This is a genomic window from Halanaerocella petrolearia, assembly GCF_054657875.1.
Genome location: NZ_BAAHXW010000002.1, coordinates 474,191 through 495,391 on the forward strand (window position 1 = coordinate 474,191; position 21,201 = coordinate 495,391).

The following is a 21,201-nucleotide window of genomic DNA, read 5'->3' on the forward strand; positions in this document are numbered from 1 at the left end:
AGTGACACAATATATCAACTAAGTTTCACTTCTGTAATAAAAGTTATTTTTTACTGCCACTATTTCTATTTAATGAAGGAGTTTAAGGGCATTTCTAGAAATTCAAGGTTAGTAACACGAATTTAAGTTATGTGTTACTAATAATTATATAAGGAGTAGAGTTATGTCTGATTTAAAGCGATTTGGGGTATCAGTTGATAAAGAGTTATTAGAAAAATTTGATAAAATGATTGCAGGCAAGTATACAAATCGCTCTGAAGCAATTAGGGATTTAATTCGTAATAAGATTATTGAAGAAGAGGCTAAAAAGAAGAAACAAGAAGTTATTGGTTCATTGACTTTGGTTTATGATCATCAGCAACGCCAATTACCAGAGAAGTTAGTAGAAATTGAACATAATTATAATTGTCTTTTTAAGTCTAATCTTCATTTATACTTAGACTGTAGACATTGTTTAGAAGTAACTGTTATGCAAGGGCCAACTGAGAAGATTCAGAAGGTAGCTCAGAAATTAGGTGGCTTAAGAGGAGTTAAACATAGTAAATTAACTGTTACTACTGTTAATGAGTTGTGAGTCGTGAGTCATGAGTGGTGAGTAGGTTCAAAATCCAAAACTTAATCCTTTCTTTAAAAAATCAGGTTTTGAATTAGCTCATGACTGATAGCTCATAGCTCACGACTATTAATAATTTTAAGGAGGGTTAATGTTGAATTTAGAAGAAAAATATGAAGAGTTACAGAGAATCATTAAGGAATTAGGAAATGTGATAATTGGCTTTTCTGGTGGAGTAGATAGTACACTTTTATCTAAGGTTAGTTATGATCTACTAGGTGATAAAGCTTTGGCAGTAACTGCTAAAGCACCTATCTATTCTATCAGAGAGATTAAACAGGCTAAAAAAGTAGCTAAAGAGATTGGGATTAATCATAAAGTAGCTGAGATTGATGCTGAATTAATGGACAGGGTAACAGATAATCCCTCAGATAGATGTTATCTTTGCAAATCTAAAATCTTTTCTCAAGTTAAAGAATTGGCTAATACTGAACAACAAGTAGTTGATGGAACTAATGTAGATGATTTAGATGATTATAGACCAGGTATGAAGGCTATTAAGGAGTTAGAGGTCAGAAGTCCTTTAAAAGAAGCTCAGTTGAATAAAGATGAAATTAGAAAATTATCTAAAAAGCTAGGCTTATCTACTTGGGATGATCCATCTTTTACTTGTCTAGCTACTAGATTTCCTTATGGAGAGAAGATAACAAGAGAGAAAATTGAAAGAGCAGAGGAAGCAGAATTATATTTAATGGATGAATTTGGTTTTGAACAGTTAAGAGTTAGATACCATGATGGTGAAATGGCTAGAATTGAGGTAACTCCAGAAGAGAGAAAGAAATTTTTTGAACTAGGGTTAATGGATGAAGTATCTCAGAAACTGAAAGAGATAGGATTTAATTATGTAGCTTTAGATTTAGCAGGCTATAGAACTGGAAGCATGAATGAAGCGATAGATAAGTAATGAGCTATGAGTCGTGTGTTATGAGCTATCTGTTATATACTGTGTGTAGATAGTTTTCATCACAAAGATGTTCTATGAAACTCGTATGGTGAGCAGATTTTCACGGAGAGTTCATAGGACTGATAGGAAATCAAATTCAAAGTAATAGAAAAACTTCTCTTAGAACATAGAAATTGTAAGGAATTAGTCTTGAATTTCAAGGTTTTGAACTGGCTCACGACTCATAGTACATCCTTTAGGTCTAAAAAACAAGACCTTTCGTAATAGAAATTATTTGCTGTTATATCAATATTACGTCACTTTAGAATTAATTATTAATCGTATATTATAAATTTGATAGGGAGGGCCAAAGTTGAAAAACAGTGAGATAAAGCAATTATTAAAAGAAGTACAATCAGGAAATGTAGAGGTTGACCAAGCAATGGATCAACTAAAAGATCTACCTTTCTCAGATCTAGGTTATGCTAAAGTAGATCATCATCGTAGTTTAAGAAATGGTTATCCGGAAGTCATTTACTGTGAAGGTAAGTCTATTGAAGAGATTAAAGGAATAGTTACTAATATGTTAGAGCGAGGTAATAATATACTTGCTACTAGAGCAGAGGAAGAAGTTTATCATGCTCTACAAAACTTAACAGATGGGATAGAATATCATGAAAGGTCTAATATAATAGTTATTCAGCAGGAAGAGGTAGGAGAGACTGAAAGTGAAATCTTAGTAGTAACTGGTGGAACTTCTGATATTCCAGTAGCCCAAGAGGCAGCTATAACAGCTGATATGTTAGGTAATACTGTAAAGACCCTCTATGATGTGGGAGTAGCAGGTATTCATAGATTATTAGGTAATCAAGATAAGTTAAAGGAAGCTAATATCATTATAGTAGTAGCAGGTATGGAAGGGGCCTTAGCCAGTGTAGTCAGTGGTTTAGTTGATAAGCCAGTTATTGCTGTACCTACTAGTGTAGGTTATGGTGCTCACTTTGATGGAGTAGCATCTTTATTATCTATGCTAAATAGTTGTGCTAGTGGTCTAGGAGTAGTCAATATAGATAATGGCTTTGGTGCAGGCTATCTAGCTAGTACAATTAATCGCCAGATCGAGCAGGCTAGAAGTGAATAGTGAGTCGTGAGCTTTGAGTCGTTAGCCAATTCAGAATCAAAATTATAAAGTTAGCCTTTCATCTAAAATATAGAGGCTATAGAAGTTTAGGTTTTGAATTTAAAGTTTTTGATTTAGCTCATCCTTTAGGTCTAAAAGACAAGACCTTTTGTAATAAAAGTATTAACTCAAAGCACATAACTTATAACTGTATCACGGAAGTAATACTTTTATCAATTAACTCTTAAATTTACATAAATAGATAAGGGGTGACAAGATGGATAAAATTCTATACTTTGATTGTTTAGCAGGTGTTAGTGGAGATATGACAATTGGTGCTCTGCTTGATTTAGGAGTTGATAAAGAAGTATTTATAGATGAATTGGCTAAATTAGATATTGATGGTTATGAATTAAAAATAGAAAAGGGTCAGGAGAAAGGAATTACTGGTACTGATTTTAAGGTAGTATTAGAACATAGTCATCATCACCACCATGATGGAGAAGATCACCATCCACATAGGAATTTAGCTGATATAGAAGAGATTATTGAATCAAGTCAGTTGGGCATCCAAGTTAAAGAGTTGAGTAAAGATATATTTAGGCAAGTAGCGGAAGCTGAGGCTAAAGTGCATGACAAGCCTTTAGATCGGATTCATTTTCATGAGGTAGGTGCAATAGACTCTATTGTTGACATTGTAGGAGCTGCTATTTGTATTGAGCAGTTGGATATAGATAAAATTTATCTTTCTCCTTTACATATAGGAACTGGATTTGTTCACTGTGCTCATGGTAATATTCCTGTTCCAGCTCCAGCTACCCTAGAGATTTTAGATGAAGTACCAGTCTATTCTAAGGGAGTGGAAAGTGAATTAGTTACTCCTACTGGGGCAGCTATAGTTAAGACTTTAGCAGATGACTTTAGACCATTACCTAATATGGTAGTAGAAGAGACAGGTTATGGTTTAGGAGATAAAGACTTAGAAATAAGTAATCTGTTACGAGTAGTTTTAGGTAAAAAAAAAGAGACAATACTAAGCTAATGATGTTGGAGACAAATATTGATGATATGAATCCAGAGATTTATTCATATTTGTTTCCTAAGTTATTTGAAGAAGAAGCTTTAGATGTTTATCTAACCAATGTTATGATGAAGAAGAATCGACCAGGGACTAAAGTTAATGTTTTATGTCGACCAGAAGATACTTCTCAATTAGAAGAGATTCTATTTAGGGAGACAACAACTTTAGGTATCCGAAAGTATGAAGTAGAACGTAAAGCATTAGAACGTAAGTTCTATCAATTAGAGACTGAGTTTGGAGAAATGACTGTTAAAGTAGCTTATCAGCAGGAAGAAATAATTAAGTATGCTCCAGAATATGATGAGTGTAAAGAAGTGGCTGAAGAACTAGATATACCAGTGAAGACTGTATATAATCGAGTACTAGCTGAAGCTGAAGAAAGACTGAATGATAATTAGAATTTTCTTGACAACAATCGGTTTTTAATTTATACTACTCACATAAGTTAATGTCTTTTATAGATTTTATCAGAATATGAAATTTAATATTATATATCATTATTTCGTATATCTTCGGGAATAGGGCCCGTAAGTCTCTACCGGCTAGCCGCAAACTAGCTGACTACGGAATAGCAGTTTTTGAGGGTGAACTAAATTTAGTTGGCCCTTAGATACTTCTATTTCCCCAGGTTTGGTCCTATTTTAGGATTATAACTTGGGGTTTTTTGTTTATAATAAACCTAGGAGGGACAAAATGGCACAAAGAAAAGATCACGAACTAATTTTAGTTTTGGATTTTGGAGGTCAATACAGTAAGCTAATAGCTCGTAGAGTAAGGGAAGGTAATGTTTATTCTGAAGTAGTACCTTATGACATTTCTGTAGAAAAAATTAAGAACTTAGATCCAATAGGAATTATATTTTCAGGTGGTCCAGCTAGTGTATATAGTGAAGAGGCTCCTTATATTGAGCAAGAAATATTTGAGTTAGGGATTCCTATTTTAGGAATCTGTTATGGTATGCAATTAATGAGTCATACTTTGGCTGGAGGTAAGGTAGAACCAGCAGAGGAACGAGAATATGGTCGAGCAATGCTAGAAGTTAAGCAGGGATTAGATTTATTAGATGATATTGAAGAAGAGTTGGAATGTTGGATGAGCCATGGTGATAGAGTAACAGAGTTACCAGCTGGTTTTGAGATTATAGGACAGACTCCTAATTCTCCAGTAGCTGCTATTGGAGATCAGAAGAGAGGGTTTTATGGAGTCCAATTTCATCCAGAGGTAGTACACACGCCACGTGGAACAGAAATTATTAATAACTTTTTATATAAAGTTTGTGATGCCAGTGGAGATTGGACCACTTCTAACTTTATTGAAGAGACAGTTGTAGAAATTAAGGCCAAAGTTGGAAATAAACAAGTAATCTGTGGTTTATCAGGTGGAGTTGATTCTTCTGTAGCTGCAGCTTTAGTCCATGAGGCAATTGGAGACCAGTTAACTTGTATTTTTGTTGATCATGGCCTACTAAGAAAGGATGAAGGGGCTGAAGTAGAAGAGACTTTTGGTCAAGAATTTGATATGAATTTAGTTTATGTTGAAGCGCAAGAGAGATTTTTAGATAAATTAGCTGGAGTAAAAGATCCAGAAGATAAGCGTAAGATAATTGGTAATGAGTTTATTAGACTTTTTGAAGAGGAAGCAGTCAAAGTTGGAGACGCTAAGTATTTAGTTCAGGGAACAATCTATTCTGACGTAATTGAAAGTGGAGGTAGTGATGCTTCTTCAACGATTAAGAGTCATCATAATGTAGGTGGCTTACCTGAAGATATGACTTTTAAGTTAGTTGAGCCATTACGTGAATTATTTAAAGATGAAGTTCGAGAAGTAGGAGAAGAATTAGGTTTACCAGAAGATATTGTCTGGCGCCAGCCATTTCCAGGTCCAGGTTTAGGGATTAGAGTTTTAGGTGAGGTAACAGAAGATAAACTAGAAATTCTTAAAGAAGCAGATTCTGTCTTTAGAGAAGAGATTAAAGAGGCAGGATTAGAACGAGAGATTTGGCAGTACTTTGCTGTTTTACCTCCAATTAAGAGTGTAGGTGTGATGGGAGATGAGCGAACTTACACTTATACAATTGCTTTACGAGCCGTTAAGAGTAAAGATGCTATGACAGCTGACTGGGCTAGAATTCCTTATGAGGTATTAGAAGAAATTTCTCGTAAAATTACTAATAAAGTTCCGGAAGTAAATAGAGTTGTTTATGATATTACTTCTAAACCACCGGCTACTATCGAGTGGGAATAAACTATAATAATTTAAATTTAGTAGTTAAATGTTCTAAAATAATAAGGAGGAATTATAGATGTCTAGTTTAGTAAAGTCATTATTCAACTTAGAAGAACATGGTACTGATATTAAAACAGAAGTTATGGCTGGACTTACTACTTTTATGACAATGGCTTATATTATCTTTGTTAATCCAGGTATTGTAGCAGAAGCTGGAATGCCTTTTGAAGCAGTCATGATTGCTACTGCAATGTCGGCTGCTTTTGCAACATTATCTATGGCATTTTTAGCTAATTATCCTTTTGCTTTGGCTCCAGGAATGGGACTAAATGCTTATTTTACCTATACAGTTGTGTTAGGAATGGGACTCAGTTGGCAGGAAGCATTAGGAGCAGTCTTTATTTCAGGTCTAATCTTCTTACTATTAACAGTAACTAAAGTTAGACAGACAATTATTAATGCTATGCCTCAAACTCTAAAATCAGCAGTAAGTGCAGGAATTGGTTTATTTATTGCCTTTATTGGGATGCAGAATGCAGGAGTAGTTACCAATAGTGATGCTACATTAGTTACTTTAGGTAATCTAGCAGATCCTAGTGCTATTTTAGCTATTATTGGATTAATTATTACTGGGTTATTAATGGCTAAAGGAGTTAGAGGGAGTATCTTAATTGGAATTATTTTAACTACTTTATTGGGATTACCTATGGGAGTAACTGATCTACCAGCAGGTATTATTAAGGTTCCTAGTTTTTCTGATTGGGCTCCAGTAGTCTTTAAGGCTGATATTATGGGAGCTTTAGATGAAGGGATTCTAACTATTATTTTTGCTTTTTTATTTGTTGATTTATTTGATACGGCTGGTACTTTGATAGGAGTCAGCCATCAAGCTGGATTTTTAGATGAAGATGGTAATTTACCAAAAGCAGATCGTGCTCTATTGGCTGATTCAGTAGGAACAATTACTGGTTCAATGATGGGAACACCTACAGTAACAACTTATGTTGAGTCGGCTTCTGGTGTGGCCCAAGGTGGAAGAACAGGGTTAACTGGTGTAACAGTAGCTATCTGTTTCTTACTGTCTATCTTCTTTACACCAGTAATTAAGATTGTACCGGCAGCTGCTACAGCTCCAGCCTTAATTATTGTTGGTTCTATTATGTTAGAGAATGTAACAGAAGTGGACTGGGAGAATATTGCTGAGTATCTACCAGCTTTTGTAACAATTATTGCTATGCCTTTCACTTATTCTATTGCAACAGGAATTTCTTTAGGATTTATTTTATATCCAATTATGAAGTTCTTCCATGGTGAAGGTGATGAAGTACACTGGATTATTTATCTATTAGGAGCTCTGTTCATTGTCAAATACATGTATTTATAATAAAGTTGACTTTGAACCTCTCTTTACTAGAGAGGTTCTTTTTTATTTTTTGAGTATGTATAGTTTTATTATTTAATTCAGATACTAATTTTTGACTAAGAAATAAAAAAGGAGGAATATTATGGATGAAACAGAACAAGGAACTAAAAAAGATCTATTAGAAAAAGGGGCCGTCTTACAGCGAGATGGTACTTATGCTATTGCGCCCCATAGTCCAGGTGGCATTCTTCAACCTGAAGAATTGATTAAAATAGGTGAGGTAGCTAAAAAATATGGTGCAGCTGTGGTAAAAGCAACTAGTTCACAACGGATTGCTATTGTAGGATTACAAGAAGAAGACATAGACAATGTATGGGCTGATTTAGGGATGGATCCTGGGTATGCAATAGGTATCTGTGTGAGAAGTATAAAGTTCTGTCCAGGGACTACCTTCTGTAAACGAGGACAACAGGATTCTGTATCTTTAGGTACAGAATTAGATAAAAGGTATCATGGAGTAACTCTGCCTGGTAAGTTTAAGATGGGAGTCAGTGGTTGTGCAAATAAGTGTATGGATACTGAATTTAGAGATATCGGATTAATGGGTACTGCTAAAGGATTTAGTATTTATGTTGGAGGGCATGGAGGGCGTGAGGCAAGATTAGGAGATTTATTGGTTCATAATCAAACTTCAGATGATTCATTAGAGATAATTGATAATGTAATCAATTATTTTAAGAATAATGGTAATAAAAGAGAAAGATTAGGATCTTTTATTGATCGGATAGGATTTAATAAATTTAAAGATAGAGTTATGTTGTAAGTCGAATCTTACTTCTTATTGAATAATTAAATTATTGACTAGGTTTATATTGATGGTATTGCTGTGAGTTGTCTGCTATGAGTTATTAGTCAATTCAAAAATCTGAAATTAAATCTTTATTTATATTTGTAGGCTTGAGTTGACTCATAGCTCATGGCTCATGACATAATATACTAAGCAAGCTATACTTGTATAATTAAAATCCGATAGTCAGTAAGATTGTTGTAATAAAGATTTAGTTATTGATTCAGTTGCTTATGTTAGAAATCTCAGAATAATACGAACAAAAACATAATCTTAATAAAAAAAGTTAGTTTATTCATTGACTATAGTCGATTTATATGCTAATATTAATACTGGTTTGAATAATAAAGTTGATTTTAAACGAAGATTAAATAGATGGAGGGAATATAAATGTTAAGTTTACTTGATTCGTTATTCAATTTAGAAGAGCATAATACAGATGTTAGAACAGAGGTTATGGCTGGAATTACTACTTTTATGACAATGGCTTATATTATTTTTGTTAACCCAAGTATTGTCTCCAAAACAGGAATGCCTATCGAAGCAGTAATGATTGCTACAGCTATGTCTTCTGCTTTTGCAACATTATGTATGGCATTTTTAGCTAACTATCCTTTTGCTTTGGCTCCAGGAATGGGAATTAATGCTTATTTTACCTATACAGTTGTGTTAGGTATGGGTCTTAGTTGGCAAGAAGCTTTAGGAGCAGTCTTTATTTCAGGATTAATATTTATTGTATTAACCTTAACTAAAGTGAGAAAGAGAATTATTAATGCTATGCCTACTAACTTGAAATCGGCTATTAGTGCTGGAATGGGTTTATTTATTGCTCTACTAGGTATGGAGAATGCAGGTATTGTTGTCAATAGTAAGGCCACTTTAGTTACTTTAGGTGATTTGACGACTCCGGCTACTTTATTAGCTATTGTAGGAATCATAATTACTGTTTTACTGATGGCTAAAGAATTTAAAGGTAGTATCTTGATTGGAATTGTAATAACTACAGCATTAGGAATTCCTTTTGGAGTAGTAGAGGCTCCAGAAGCATTAATAAAGGTTCCAGCTTTAGCTGATTGGAAACCAGTAATGTTTCAAGCTGATATTGGTGGGGCCTTAGATGTAGGTTTATTTACTGTTATCTTTTCTTTCTTATTTGTTGATATGTTTGATACAGCAGGTGCTTTAATTGGTGTTAGTCAGCAAGGTGGTTTTCTTGATGAAGATGGAAACTTACCTAAGGTAGACAATGCATTATTTGCTGACTCAATTGGAACTATAGCTGGTTCAATGATGGGTACGCCAACAGTTACAACTTATGTTGAATCGGCAACAGGTGTAGCCCAAGGAGGAAGGACAGGATTGACAGGAGTTGTAGTAGCTCTTTGTTTTGTCTTATCAATCTTTTTTAGTCCAGTAATTGCTATTGTACCAGCTGCTGCTACAGCACCAGCCTTAATTATTGTTGGTTCTATGATGATGCAGAATGCTCTTCATATTGAGTGGGATAAAGTAACAGAATCTATTCCGGCTTTTATTACGATTATTGCTATGCCTTTCACTTACTCTATTTCAACAGGTATCTCTTTAGGTTTTATCTTCTATCCGATTATTAAGTTTTTATATGGTGAAGGTAGGCAGGTAGATTGGATTGTTTATATCTTTGGGGGACTATTTATCGTAAAATATATTTATTTATAAATTTGTTATTTTAGAACCTCTCAACTGAGAGGTTCTTTTTATTTTATAAATTATATCCATCATGGAAATAAAGTTGAAATTACCGAATAGTTAGGTTGAAAAGTAAGTAAAATTATTTATCTCCTAAATATTATTTTAAACAATGATTTTATATCTTTAATGTGTTAAAATATATTATAAAGTAATAGGTAATTTTTAGGAGGAGATAGAGATGAATGATAAATTAAAAGATGAGTTAACAGAGAGTTTATTTGAAGCTATTTTATTATTAGAAGATAAAGAGGAATGTTATAAATTTTTTGAAGATATATGTACTATTAAAGAAGTTAAGTCTATGGCCCAAAGATTAGAAGTAGCTAGGATGTTGAAAGAAGGAGCTACTTATGATGAGATTGCTGAGCAGACTGGAGCTAGTACTGCTACTATTAGTCGAGTAAAGCGTTATCTAAATTATGGTGCTGATGGTTATCAATTAATTTTAGATAGAATGGATGAAGAGGTGGGTCAAGATGAGTAAAGAATTAAGATTAGAACAAGTTGACTATCAAGGTTGGCAGGCTTATAAGTTGGAGAATAAGCATTTAAGTATAGTAGTACTACCTCAGGTTGGAGGTAGAATTATTAGTTTAGTCAACTCTGGACAGGAATTACTTTATACTATGCCTAAAATGAAAGGGGAAACTTTTGCTTTAGAAGAGATAGAAGATATTAAAGACTATCGACGACAGATTGATTATCTACCTATTGGAGGCTATAAGACTTGGTTGGCCCCTCAGTCTAAGTGGCATTGGCCTCCTTATTTAGATTTAGCTGTAGGAAAATATCAGATAGATTATCACCAAACTGATGAAGAAATAGAATTTAAGTTGGTCAGTCCAATCTGTCGTGAAACTGGAATGCAGTTAGTAAGAAAAGTTGCTTTGACAAAGGATAGTAAAAGGCTAGTAGTTGACCAAGAGATGAAGAATTGGGGCTTAGCAGATAAAAAGTATGGCTTATGGGATGTGACTCAGGTAGCAGGAGAAGGGCAAGTAGTTCTTCCTATATCTTCTGAATATGAATTAGAAAATCTAAAGGAGACTGATGGAAAGGAATTTGTGACTACTTTAAAAATAGAAGGTAATCAATATGCTGTAATTGATTGTTCTGGGCAAGTAGAGTTTAAATTAGGAACTTATTTTTCTGCTGGTTGGTTATTATCTCTTGTAGATGTTCCTGAAGGAAGAATAGGTTATTTAAAGCGGTTTCCTACTTTTTCTGAGGCTGAATTTGGACATGGTTGTGCTGTTGAAGTTTTTGATACATATAAATTTGATTATTTTGAAGTTGAAGTGCATGGGCCAATGACTAATTTGGGTCAAGAAGAGAATACTAGCTTTAGTGAAGAATGGGAGATTTATAATTGGGATCAGGATATTAAGCTAGAAGAAGTGATTAAGGAGTTAGCATAAGGTTATATATAATCGATATAATTGCAATTAAAAGACCTACAATTTTTGTAGGTCTCTTATATTTTCATTCTAAAAGTGGCACACTAGAAATTAGTTATAATCAGAAAGGAGCTAAGTATGCAGATTGTTCATGCCACTTTTGAACCAGGTGAAGGTGAGAAGGCAGTAAAGTTATTATCAGATTTAGGGGTAGATATTGAAGATTATAAACTAGTTCAGTCACAGACAGGCGATCTATTGATTATTAATCTATTATATGGACATGCTGATAAGCTAATAGATAGGTTAAAAAGTAAGTTTAATTTTTCTCATAATGAGAATAGGAGTCTGATTATTTTTTCGCCTGATACAGTAATTCCTCGTAATAAAGAGAAGGTAGAAAAGCAACAATCCAGAGCAACTAGAGAGACAATAATTACTTATGCTAAGGAAAGTAGTGAAGTTAATCCTGAATTTACTATTTTAGCCATAGTTGCTTCATTGATTGCCTCATTAGGATTAATTCTAAATAACACACCTGTAATAGTAGGTTCAATGATTATTGCTCCTGTTTTTGGCCCAATTGCTGCTATGGCAATTGGAATTGTATTAGGTGATTGGAATTTATTTAGTAAAGGACTGTCAGCTGAAGGAATAGTAATTACGATTGCTATTGCTATTGGTGGTATTTTTGGTTTGATTATTCCTAATGTATCAGTTAATCAAGCTATCCAAGTTAGGATGTTTCCTACTATTGCTGATCTATTAATTGCTTTTGCAGCTGGAGGAGCAGGAGCTTATTCTTTAATTATGAATGTTAAATCTCAGCAATTAGTAGGGGTAGTAATTGCTGCTGCTTTAATACCAGTAATGGCTACTTTAGGAATTGGGGTTGCTCTCTGGAATTTATCAATGGTTTTAGGAGCTAGTTTATTACTACTTGGTAACTTATTTAGTCTGTTATTAGCTATTATAGTCGTCTTTTATAGTAAGGGATTGAAACCACAATGGTGGTATAAATCTACAGCTAAGAAGATGATTAAAAAAAGTTTGGTCTTTTTAATTATTGCAGTAATTGTTTTAACTATTCCTTTATCATTAATTACTTATAATCAGATGATTAAAGAAAAGCCATCTGATACTGTTCGAAAAATCTATCGAGATTACTTTGGTGATGAATTAGAAGCTAGATTAGAATCGATAACAGTAAATGCTGAGAATAAAGCAGCAACTTTGGTTTTATATGCACCAGATGAGTTAGATAAATCTACATTTGCTGAGTTGGCTACAGAAATAAGAAAAGAGTTAGGAGCAGATTATGTTGTCTCTTTTGAGATAATTCCAACGAAAGTTTTAAACCCTTAATTCAGTAATCTTGACAATTAGTTCAAATTCTGGTACAATAATAATACCAGAAAAACATATAAACTTACTTGGTTTTATCAGTGAGGAGGATAAAAATGAAGATAGTAGATAATATTACTCAATTGGTTGGTCAAACACCAATGGTTAGATTAAATAAAATTGTACCTAAAGAAGCAGCAGAGGTATTAGTTAAGTTAGAGTCAGCTAATCCAGGTAAGAGTGTAAAGGATAGAATTGCTTTAAATATGATTGAGCAAGCTGAGAAGGATGGAGAGCTTAAAGCTGGAGGAACTATTGTAGAGCCAACAAGTGGTAATACAGGAATTGGATTAGCTTGGATTGGAGTAGCTAAAGGTTATGATGTAGTTTTAACAATGCCTGATACAATGAGTATTGAACGACGAAAGTTACTTAAGGCTTATGGAGCAGAATTGGTCTTGACTCCTGGAGAAGATGGGATGCCTGGAGCTATTGATAAAGCAAAAGAGTTAGTAGAAAATAACGATAATTACTTTATGCCACAGCAGTTTGAAAATCCGGCAAATCCTGAAGTTCATCGTCAAACAACTGCTCAAGAAATTATAGAGGCAACTCAAGGTGAGTTAGATGCCTTTGTGGCAGGAGTAGGAACTGGTGGAACAATCACTGGTACAGGTGAAGTGTTGAAAGAAGAAGTTGATGGAGTGGAGATTATTGCTATTGAACCTACTGGTTCAGCTGTAATCAGTGGTGAAGGACCTGGACCACATAAAATCCAAGGAATTGGAGCCGGCTTTATTCCTGAAGTATTGGAAGTAGAGTTATTAGATGATGTAGTTAAGATAGAAAATGAAGAAGCTATGGAAACGGCTCGAAAGTTGGCCCAAGAAGAAGGTATTTTAGTTGGTATTTCCTCTGGAGCAGCAGTAGCAGCAGCTATTAAAGTAGCTGAGAAATTAGGTTCTGATAAACAGGTAGTAACACTTGCTCCTGATACTGGGGAGAGATATTTAAGCACTCCATTGTTTAAAGAAAAATAATTCTTTATTATTAGGGTAACCCAATTGGGTTACTCTTCTTTATTACTAACAATAATTGTTATATAGTTTCAAATTATAAGAGAAAATATAATTTTAATAAAAACCAAGTAAATTTATTGACATACTACTAATAATATGATACTTTCTATAGTAACAACTAAAATCAGAAAAACATATAAGAATACTAGGTTTTAAATAGGAGGATAAAAAATGGAAATTAAAATTAATGGTGAGCAGGTAGAATTAGAGCGAGAACTAACGGTAACAGAATTATTAGAGAAAGAAGATGTTGATATGCCAGATATGGTTTCAGTACAATTAAATGGTGAAATTTTAGATAGAGATGATTTTGAAGATATAGTAGTTACAGATGAAGATGAAGTAGAATTTCTATACTTTATGGGTGGTGGAGCTCTTGTTTAGTGAAGATCAATTAGAAAGGTATTCACGCCATATTATCTTAGGGGATGTAGGAGTTGAAGGTCAACAGAAGTTACTTAATTCTTCAGTATTGATTATTGGAACTGGTGGATTAGGAACACCAGCAGCTCAATTTTTAGCTGCTGCAGGAGTAGGTAAGATTGGTTTAGTAGATGCAGATCAAGTAGAATTATCTAATTTGCAACGACAAGTATTACATCATACTCCAGATGTAGGTAAACCAAAGGTTGAATCAGCTAAGGAGACTATCAATGATATGAATCCTGATGTAGAGGTTGAAACATATTCTTACTACTTACACTCTGGAAATATTAAAGAAGTTATTCGAGACTATGACTTTGTAATTGATGGTACTGACAATTTCCCAGCTAAATTTTTAATTAATGATGCCTGTATAATGGAGAATAAACCACTTTCTCATGCTGGAATAATTAGATTTTCTGGTCAGACAATGACAGTAGTCCCTGAAGAAGATTCTCCATGTTATAGATGTGGTTTTCCTCAACCGCCTAAGCCAGGAGCTGTTCCATCTTGTAAAGAAGCTGGAGTTTTAGGAGTTATGGGCGGAGTAATTGGTACTATTCAAGCTACTGAGGCTATTAAGTATTTACTTGATAAAGGTGAGTTATTGACTGGTACTTTATTAACGTATGATGCTTTAAAGATGGAATTTAATAAGCAACAGATTAGCAAGCGAGATAAGTGTGATATCTGTAGTGATGATCCAGAGATTACTGAATTAATAGATTATGAACAGGGAGCTTGTGAACTATGATAATCGAATTACCAACTAAACTATATGAAAAGTTAGTAGACCATGCTCAAGAAGAGTTTCCTAAGGAATGTTGTGGACTAGTAGCAGGGTTAGTTAGTGATGAGAAGTTAGAAGTCAAAGAAGTATTTCCAATGACTAATCTAGATGATTCGGCTGAGCATTTTTCTATGGATCCTAAAGAACAGTTTAAAGTTGTTAAAGAAGTAAGAGAGTTAGATTATGAAATGATAGGTAACTATCATTCTCATCCCTTTACTCCTTCGCGTCCTTCCCAAGAAGATAAAAGATTGGCTTATGATCAGGAGGCTATTTATTTTATCTTGTCTTTAGCAGGAGAAGAGCCGGCTTTGAAGGCCTTTAGTATTAAAGAACAACAAGATGTAAATCAAATAGAGATTGAATTAATTTAGAAAGGATGGTGATGATCAATGGCTAATAGGCCTGTATTTAATATTCCTAAGACAGTTAAAGAAGATACTAAAGAGTATGAAAAAGAAGTGGAACGATTCTTAGCTGGTGATCTTGATCCAGTTAGATTTAAGGGGCGTAGAGTACCAAAGGGTGTCTATAGTCAACGAGGTTATCAGCCAGGTGAAGAGAGATATATGGTGCGAGTTAGAGTTCCTGGTGGAGTATTAACTAAAGAGCAACTTAAGAGATTAAACGAATTAAGCAGAGAATATGGTAGTGGATATTTACATGTTACTACTAGGCAGGATATCCAGATTCATCAAGTAAAGATAGAAGATACACCGCAGGTTTTATTTAAGTTATTAGAGGTTGGCTTGAGTCCTCGGGGGGGAGGAGGAAATACTGTTAGAAATATCTTAAATGCTCCTCGGGCAGGTGTTAATCCTAACCAAGCTTTTGATACTACACCTCATTCCTTAGCTTTGACGGAATACTTAATTAAGACTAGGTCTTCTTTTAATCTACCACGAAAGTATAAGATCGCTTTTTCTCCTACCTCAGAGGATAACGCTTTAGCCACAATTAATGATTTAGGTTTTATTGCTCATAAAGTTGACGGAGAAAGAGGATTTAAAGTCTATGCTGCTGGTGGAATGGGTAATGCACCAGAAGTTGGTTTGTTGTTAGAAGAGTTTGTAACTGAGGATAAAATATTTTATATAGCAGAAGCCATCAAACGCTTTTTTGACGATTATGGTGATCGGAGTAATAAGCATCAAGCTAGATTACGTTTTGTAAGAAAGAGGTTAGGAGATGAAGAGTTTGTCACTAAGTATCGAGAATATTTATCTGAAGTATTAGAGGAAGATTTAGCTGTTGAAGAGATAAATTACTACCAAGAATCAAGAAGTGAAGTAGAAGTATCAGATTTAGAATTAGATGCTGATTATATTTACCCTGAAGAGAAAGATGGATATTATTCTTTAGAGTTAAGACCAACTAATGGAGATCTTAACTATGAAGATGTAAAACAGTTATTAGATCTATTAACTGAAGATCAAATTTCTCTAAGAACTACTCTAAAACAGGGATTATTGATTAGAGGAGTAAAGAATGGAGAAGTAATAGATTTAATTGATGGAATCAATAATATTAATTCTGAATTACTGATTGCTAATAGAGCTACAGTACCAGTATCTTGTAAAGGAGCTTCTACTTGTAAATTAGGTTTATGTGTTTCACCTAATTTGGCCCAAGAAATTAAAGACAAACTAAGTGCTTTATCAGATGAATTACAGAATGTTCTACCTCAGATTTATATTAGTGGATGTCCAAATGTCTGTGGTCAGCACTTAATAGGTAAATTAGGTTTTGAAGGAAAAGCAAAAAGGTTTAATGATAAGTTAGTACCCCATTACTCATTATTCCTAGGTGGTAATATAGAGCAGGATAATAGTCAGTATGCAAATAGAACTATAGATATTCCAGCTAAGAGAATTCCAGCCTTTTTAGAAGATTTAGCAGGAATTTTAGCCAAAGATTCATCATATAGTAAGAATAGGTTTAATCAATATTTAGAGAATGGTGGACAAGAAGAAATAATTAATCTAGCTAATAAGTATACTACAGTACCTAATTATGAAGAAGATTCTGATATTTATAAAGATTGGGGCCAAGAAGAAGACTTTTCTTTAGCAGGTAGAGGGCCAGGTGAATGTGGTGCTGGAGTAATGGATATTATTCAGTTAGATATAGATACTGCTAAGTCTGATTATAAAGATGCTACTGAAGAAAGTGATAGCGACCAATTTTATCAGGCAATAATTAATGCTGCTCGTGCTTTATTAATTGTTAAAGGAGTAGATACAGATAAAGATCGAGTTATTTTAAAAGAGTTTAAATCTGAGTTTATCGATAGTGGTTTAGTAGAGGATAGTTATGCAGAGTTATTAGATGCTGCTATAGATTATAAATTAGGAGATATTGATGACCTATTACAGTATCAAGAACAGGTAGCAGATTTGATCTCTCGGGTTGAAGAATTATATGACTCTTTAAATGCTAAATTAGAGTTTGATTTAGAAGAAGTTGAAAATGAAGAAGAGAAGCAAGTTCAAGATAATGACCAAGAAGAAGTAGCAGACTTAAAAGGTGTTAAATGTCCAATGAATTTTGTAAAAGCTAAGGTAGCAATCAGTCCTTTAGAGCAGGGAGAAGTATTAAAGATCTATTTAGACGAAGGAGAACCAATAGCTAATGTACCACAAAGTTTAGCCAAAGAAGGGCATGAGATTTTATCTAAAGAGCAGTCTGAAGAAGGCCATTATATTTTACGGGTTAGAAAGCAGTAGTTGTGTGTCATGAGCTATAAGCTGTGAGCAGATGGTCTTTATATCACGAAGAGATTCTATGAAACTCGTAGGGTGAGCTAATTCAAAATTAGAACTGTAAATGATAGTTCAAACTATTAGAACTCAGGTTTTTATGAGGTTCAGATTTTGGCTATAAAGGTTTTGAATTTACTCATTGCTGACGACACATGACTCATGACTATTAAAGGAGAGGAGTAGAGAAGTGAAATTTAATACTAAGTTAGTTAATTTAGATACTAATGATAGATACGGAGCAACTAATACTCCTGTATATTTAACCAATTCTTTTGAGCATCAACAGGCTGAAGATTTAGAGAAAATATTTAATAATAGAGCTCCTGGATATGTTTATACTCGCGTGAATAATCCGTCTATCCGTAATGTTGAACAAAAGTTAGCTGATATAGAGAATGGTAAGGCAGCTATCTTATGTTCATCAGGTATGGCAGCTATTGCCACTACTACTATGACTATTTTAGAAGCAGGCGATGAATTTATTGCTACGAGCTCCTTATTTGGTGGAACTTATAACTTATTTAAGGGCTATAAAGATTATGGAATCAAACCACAATTTACTACAGGAGTAGAGAAGAAAGATATAGTAGATTTAATTACTGATAAAACTAAATTTGTCTTTTTAGAGACGTTAGGTAATCCTAAGTTGGATATACCTGATATCCCAGGAATTGCTGAGGTCTGTAGAGAGTATGATGTTGCTTTAATAGTAGATAATACAATGGCTACCCCTGCTTTAATTAATCCTCTTGATTTAGGGGCCAACATTGTAATCAATTCTACCTCTAAATATATTAATGGAACAGCTAATGCTATAGGTGGGGTAATTGTTGATGGTGGAAATTTTGACTGGACTGAGTTTGATAACTTTTTAGATTATAAAATGCATGGTAAGTTAGCTTTTTCTGCTAAAGCTAGAGGTGAAACCTTTAGAAATCACGGACCAACTGCGTCTCCAATGAACTCTTTTTTAAATGAATTAGGAATTCCTACTCTATCATTGAGAATGGAAAGGCACTGTGATAATGCTTTAGAATTAGCTAAGTTTCTGTCAGACCATCCTGAGGTAGATGAAGTAACTTATCCAGGACTAGAAGACAATGATTATTATAATCGGGCCAAAAATCTCTTTGTAGATGGTTTTGGAGGAATGTTGACTCTACGAGTAGGGAGTAAAGAAAAGGCTTTTCAGGTTATAAATAATTTAGATTATTTTTATAATTTAGCCAACATTGGTGATGTCAAGTCATTGATTATTCATCCAGCTTCAACAATCTATGCTAATAATTCAGCTAAAGAGTGTCAGGAGTTAGGTGTTTATGATGACTTACTTAGAGTTAGTGTAGGTATTGAAGATATTGACGATCTTAAGGAGGACTTTGCTCAAGCATTAGAGTTGTAGGTATGAGTCATGAGCTATGTGTTGTGGGCTAAAGTCAAAAACCGATTTGATTTTAGTTCATAGCTTACTGCTCATAACTCATAACATAATAAAAAAATAAGGTGATAATAATGGAGCAAGTAGAAGTTGTCCAGCTAGAGACAGATGTTTTGATTATTGGTGGTGGAGCTGCAGGTTGTTATGCTGGAATCACAATCAAAGAAGAAGATGCAGATGTAGATGTTTTAATTGCCGAAAAGGCTCAAATAGAAAGAAGCGGTTGTTTAGCAGCAGGAATTAATGCTCTTAATGCTTATCTAAATCCTGGGGTAACACCTAAGGATTTTTTAGACTATGTAAAGAATGATTCAGAAGATTTGGTAAGAGATGATTTAGTCTATTCTATAGCCCAAGGAGTCAATGAAGTAGCTAATAATCTTGAAGAATGGGGGCTACCCTTTTTAAAGGATGAACAAGGTAATTATGTAGCCAAAGGAACTCGTAGTGTTAAGATTAAAGGAGAACAGATTAAGCCTATTTTAGCCGAGGCAACTTTAAATAGTGGAGTTGAGGTCTTAAATAGAGTTAATATTACCAATTATTTGGTAGATGATGGTCAAGTAAAAGGTGCTTTTGGTTTCTCTGTACGAGAGAATAAATTTTATGTGATACAGGCTAAAGCAGTTATCTGTGCTACAGGTGGTGCGGCTGGTCTTTATAAACCTAATAACCCAGGTCAAGCTCGTCATAAGATGTGGTATTCTCCATTTAATACTGGAGCAGGTTATGCTATGGGAATTAGGGCTGGAGCAGAGATGACTACTTTTGAGATGAGATTTATTGCTCTTCGAGTTAAGGATGTAATCTCTCCTACTGGAACGTTGGCCCAAGGATTTAACGCTAAACAGGTCAATATTCAAGGAAAAGAGTATCAGAATAATTATGAAAAGAATTCAACTCCTCTTAGATTACATGCTACTATCAAAGAAAACCAAGCAGGAAGAGGGCCATGTTTCCTAGATGTTACTCATCTAGATAATGAAACTAGTGAAAGGTTGAAGCGTACCTACTTGAATATGTCACCAGGAATTCTTCTGCAGTGGGCCAACCAAGAAGTGGAACCAAATGAAGAGCCGATAGAGATTTATGGTACTGAACCTTATGTAGTTGGTGGTCATTCTCAATCAGGATATTGGGTTGATAGTAATCGTAAAACAACAGTTAATGGCTTATATGCTGCTGGTGATGTTGTTGGAGGAGCCCCTAAGAAGTATGCTACAGGATGTATGGTAGAAGGGGAGATAGCAGCTGTAAGTGCTTTAGAGTATATTGAAGATACTGATTTAGGGGAAGTCTCTCAACAGTTAATAGATAAAGAGTTTAATCGAGTTTTTGCTCCTTTAGAAAGAAAAGGTGGTTTTGCTCCTCTAGAGCTTGAAGAAAGACTACAAAAGTTGATGGATGAGTATGCTGGAGGATTAAGTACTGATTATCAATTACAGGAAGAGAAATTATTAAAGGCTAGAAAGTTACTTAAACAACTGAAAAGAGACTTAGTTAAAGGTCAAGCTGATAATTTACATCAATTAATGAGACTGCATGAAGTAGTTGATCGAGTAGATGTCTCTCAAGTTCTTGTAGAACATCTATTATATAGAGAAGAGACACGTTGGAAAGGTTATCAAGAAAGAGTTGATTATCCAGAACGTGATGACGAGAATTGGTTTAAATTTGTTAATTCTAGATATGATACCGATGAAGATGAAATCAAAATTATTGAACGAGAGCATATAGGGGTAGGTGAGTTAGATGGCAGTTAAGATTAATAAAGAATTATGTAATGGCTGTGGAAAATGTAAAGAATCACGTTGTATGAGAATCTGCCCTGGTAATTTATTATATAAAACTGAGAATAATAAAGCTAAGATAAGAGATGAGCGAGAGTGTTGGGATTGTGGTGCGTGTGTTAAAGAATGTCCTAATCAGGCTATTGAGATGTATCTACCAGCTGAAGTAGGGGGTAGAGGGTCTACTCTGAAGGCTAAAAACTTAGGTGAAGAGATAATCTGGACTTTGCAAAAAGCAGATGGTAGTAAGGAAGAATTTGAGATACAGAATAAGTTATTGTTAAATTCTAACTTATAGAAAAACCACTCAGAAC

Annotated in this window: 18 protein-coding genes, 1 pseudogene and 1 riboswitch; all 19 genes and pseudogenes read left to right on the forward strand. The window is 34.2% G+C overall.

Annotated elements, in window-relative coordinates:
* Positions 1 to 163: 163 nt before the first annotated feature.
* The 19 genes and pseudogenes from nikR (at position 164) to ACYQ39_RS09685 (ending at position 21,185) form a co-directional block, all read left to right on the forward strand.
* Positions 164 to 574, forward strand: coding sequence for a nickel-responsive transcriptional regulator NikR (nikR, locus tag ACYQ39_RS09595; protein ID WP_459842493.1), 411 nt, complete (start codon positions 164 to 166; stop codon positions 572 to 574).
* Positions 575 to 707: 133 nt separating this feature from the next.
* A complete protein-coding gene (gene larE, locus ACYQ39_RS09600; RefSeq protein ID WP_459842494.1) occupies positions 708 to 1,517 on the forward strand; it encodes an ATP-dependent sacrificial sulfur transferase LarE in 810 nt (269 codons plus the stop codon).
* Positions 1,518 to 1,869: 352 nt separating this feature from the next.
* Complete coding sequence (gene larB, locus ACYQ39_RS09605) at positions 1,870 to 2,637, forward strand: nickel pincer cofactor biosynthesis protein LarB (RefSeq protein ID WP_459842496.1); 768 nt, start codon at positions 1,870 to 1,872, stop codon at positions 2,635 to 2,637.
* 256 nt (positions 2,638 to 2,893) lie between these two features.
* Positions 2,894 to 4,095, forward strand: a pseudogene (larC, locus tag ACYQ39_RS09610) (nickel pincer cofactor biosynthesis protein LarC).
* Between the two features lie 84 nt (positions 4,096 to 4,179).
* A riboswitch (purine riboswitch) is annotated at positions 4,180 to 4,281 on the forward strand.
* A gap of 109 nt (positions 4,282 to 4,390) precedes the next feature.
* On the forward strand, positions 4,391 to 5,941 hold the full coding sequence (guaA, locus tag ACYQ39_RS09615) for a glutamine-hydrolyzing GMP synthase (protein WP_459842498.1): 1,551 nt from the start codon (positions 4,391 to 4,393) through the stop codon (positions 5,939 to 5,941).
* 58 nt (positions 5,942 to 5,999) lie between these two features.
* On the forward strand, positions 6,000 to 7,307 hold the full coding sequence (locus tag ACYQ39_RS09620) for an NCS2 family permease (protein WP_459842500.1): 1,308 nt from the start codon (positions 6,000 to 6,002) through the stop codon (positions 7,305 to 7,307).
* A gap of 121 nt (positions 7,308 to 7,428) precedes the next feature.
* Positions 7,429 to 8,109, forward strand: a complete 681-nt coding sequence (locus tag ACYQ39_RS09625; protein WP_459842502.1) for a nitrite/sulfite reductase domain-containing protein — start codon at positions 7,429 to 7,431, stop codon at positions 8,107 to 8,109.
* 414 nt (positions 8,110 to 8,523) lie between these two features.
* Positions 8,524 to 9,831: an NCS2 family permease gene (locus ACYQ39_RS09630; RefSeq protein ID WP_459842504.1), complete on the forward strand. Its 1,308-nt coding sequence runs from the start codon at positions 8,524 to 8,526 to the stop codon at positions 9,829 to 9,831.
* A gap of 211 nt (positions 9,832 to 10,042) precedes the next feature.
* Positions 10,043 to 10,348 carry a YerC/YecD family TrpR-related protein gene (locus ACYQ39_RS09635; RefSeq protein WP_459842506.1) on the forward strand — a complete coding sequence of 102 codons (306 nt, stop codon included), beginning with the start codon at positions 10,043 to 10,045 and terminating at the stop codon, positions 10,346 to 10,348.
* Complete coding sequence (locus ACYQ39_RS09640) at positions 10,341 to 11,282, forward strand: DUF4380 domain-containing protein (protein ID WP_459842508.1); 942 nt, start codon at positions 10,341 to 10,343, stop codon at positions 11,280 to 11,282. The genes ACYQ39_RS09635 and ACYQ39_RS09640 overlap by 8 nt, the downstream gene beginning before the upstream one ends.
* Positions 11,283 to 11,399: 117 nt before the next feature.
* Positions 11,400 to 12,626: a TIGR00341 family protein gene (locus tag ACYQ39_RS09645; protein ID WP_459842510.1), complete on the forward strand. Its 1,227-nt coding sequence runs from the start codon at positions 11,400 to 11,402 to the stop codon at positions 12,624 to 12,626.
* 95 nt (positions 12,627 to 12,721) lie between these two features.
* Positions 12,722 to 13,645 (forward strand): cysteine synthase A, encoded by a 924-nt coding sequence (gene cysK, locus ACYQ39_RS09650; protein ID WP_459842512.1) that lies wholly within the window; start codon positions 12,722 to 12,724, stop codon positions 13,643 to 13,645.
* Positions 13,646 to 13,855: 210 nt separating this feature from the next.
* Positions 13,856 to 14,068, forward strand: coding sequence for a sulfur carrier protein ThiS (gene thiS, locus ACYQ39_RS09655; protein ID WP_459842514.1), 213 nt, complete (start codon positions 13,856 to 13,858; stop codon positions 14,066 to 14,068).
* Positions 14,061 to 14,861 (forward strand): HesA/MoeB/ThiF family protein, encoded by an 801-nt coding sequence (locus tag ACYQ39_RS09660; protein ID WP_459842516.1) that lies wholly within the window; start codon positions 14,061 to 14,063, stop codon positions 14,859 to 14,861. The genes thiS and ACYQ39_RS09660 overlap by 8 nt, the downstream gene beginning before the upstream one ends.
* On the forward strand, positions 14,861 to 15,271 hold the full coding sequence (locus ACYQ39_RS09665) for a M67 family metallopeptidase (RefSeq protein WP_459844327.1): 411 nt from the start codon (positions 14,861 to 14,863) through the stop codon (positions 15,269 to 15,271). Before ACYQ39_RS09660 ends, ACYQ39_RS09665 begins: the two co-directional genes overlap by 1 nt.
* Positions 15,272 to 15,289: 18 nt before the next feature.
* The gene (locus ACYQ39_RS09670) at positions 15,290 to 17,623 is read left to right on the forward strand and encodes a sulfurtransferase TusA family protein (protein WP_459842518.1); all 2,334 of its coding nucleotides are present in this window, start codon (positions 15,290 to 15,292) and stop codon (positions 17,621 to 17,623) included.
* A 223-nt stretch (positions 17,624 to 17,846) separates the two neighbouring features.
* Positions 17,847 to 19,061 carry an O-acetylhomoserine aminocarboxypropyltransferase/cysteine synthase family protein gene (locus ACYQ39_RS09675; protein WP_459842520.1) on the forward strand — a complete coding sequence of 405 codons (1,215 nt, stop codon included), beginning with the start codon at positions 17,847 to 17,849 and terminating at the stop codon, positions 19,059 to 19,061.
* 110 nt (positions 19,062 to 19,171) lie between these two features.
* On the forward strand, positions 19,172 to 20,860 hold the full coding sequence (locus tag ACYQ39_RS09680) for an adenylyl-sulfate reductase subunit alpha (RefSeq protein WP_459842521.1): 1,689 nt from the start codon (positions 19,172 to 19,174) through the stop codon (positions 20,858 to 20,860).
* Positions 20,850 to 21,185 carry a 4Fe-4S dicluster domain-containing protein gene (locus ACYQ39_RS09685; RefSeq protein ID WP_459842523.1) on the forward strand — a complete coding sequence of 112 codons (336 nt, stop codon included), beginning with the start codon at positions 20,850 to 20,852 and terminating at the stop codon, positions 21,183 to 21,185. The genes ACYQ39_RS09680 and ACYQ39_RS09685 overlap by 11 nt, the downstream gene beginning before the upstream one ends.
* Positions 21,186 to 21,201 lie beyond the last annotated feature (16 nt).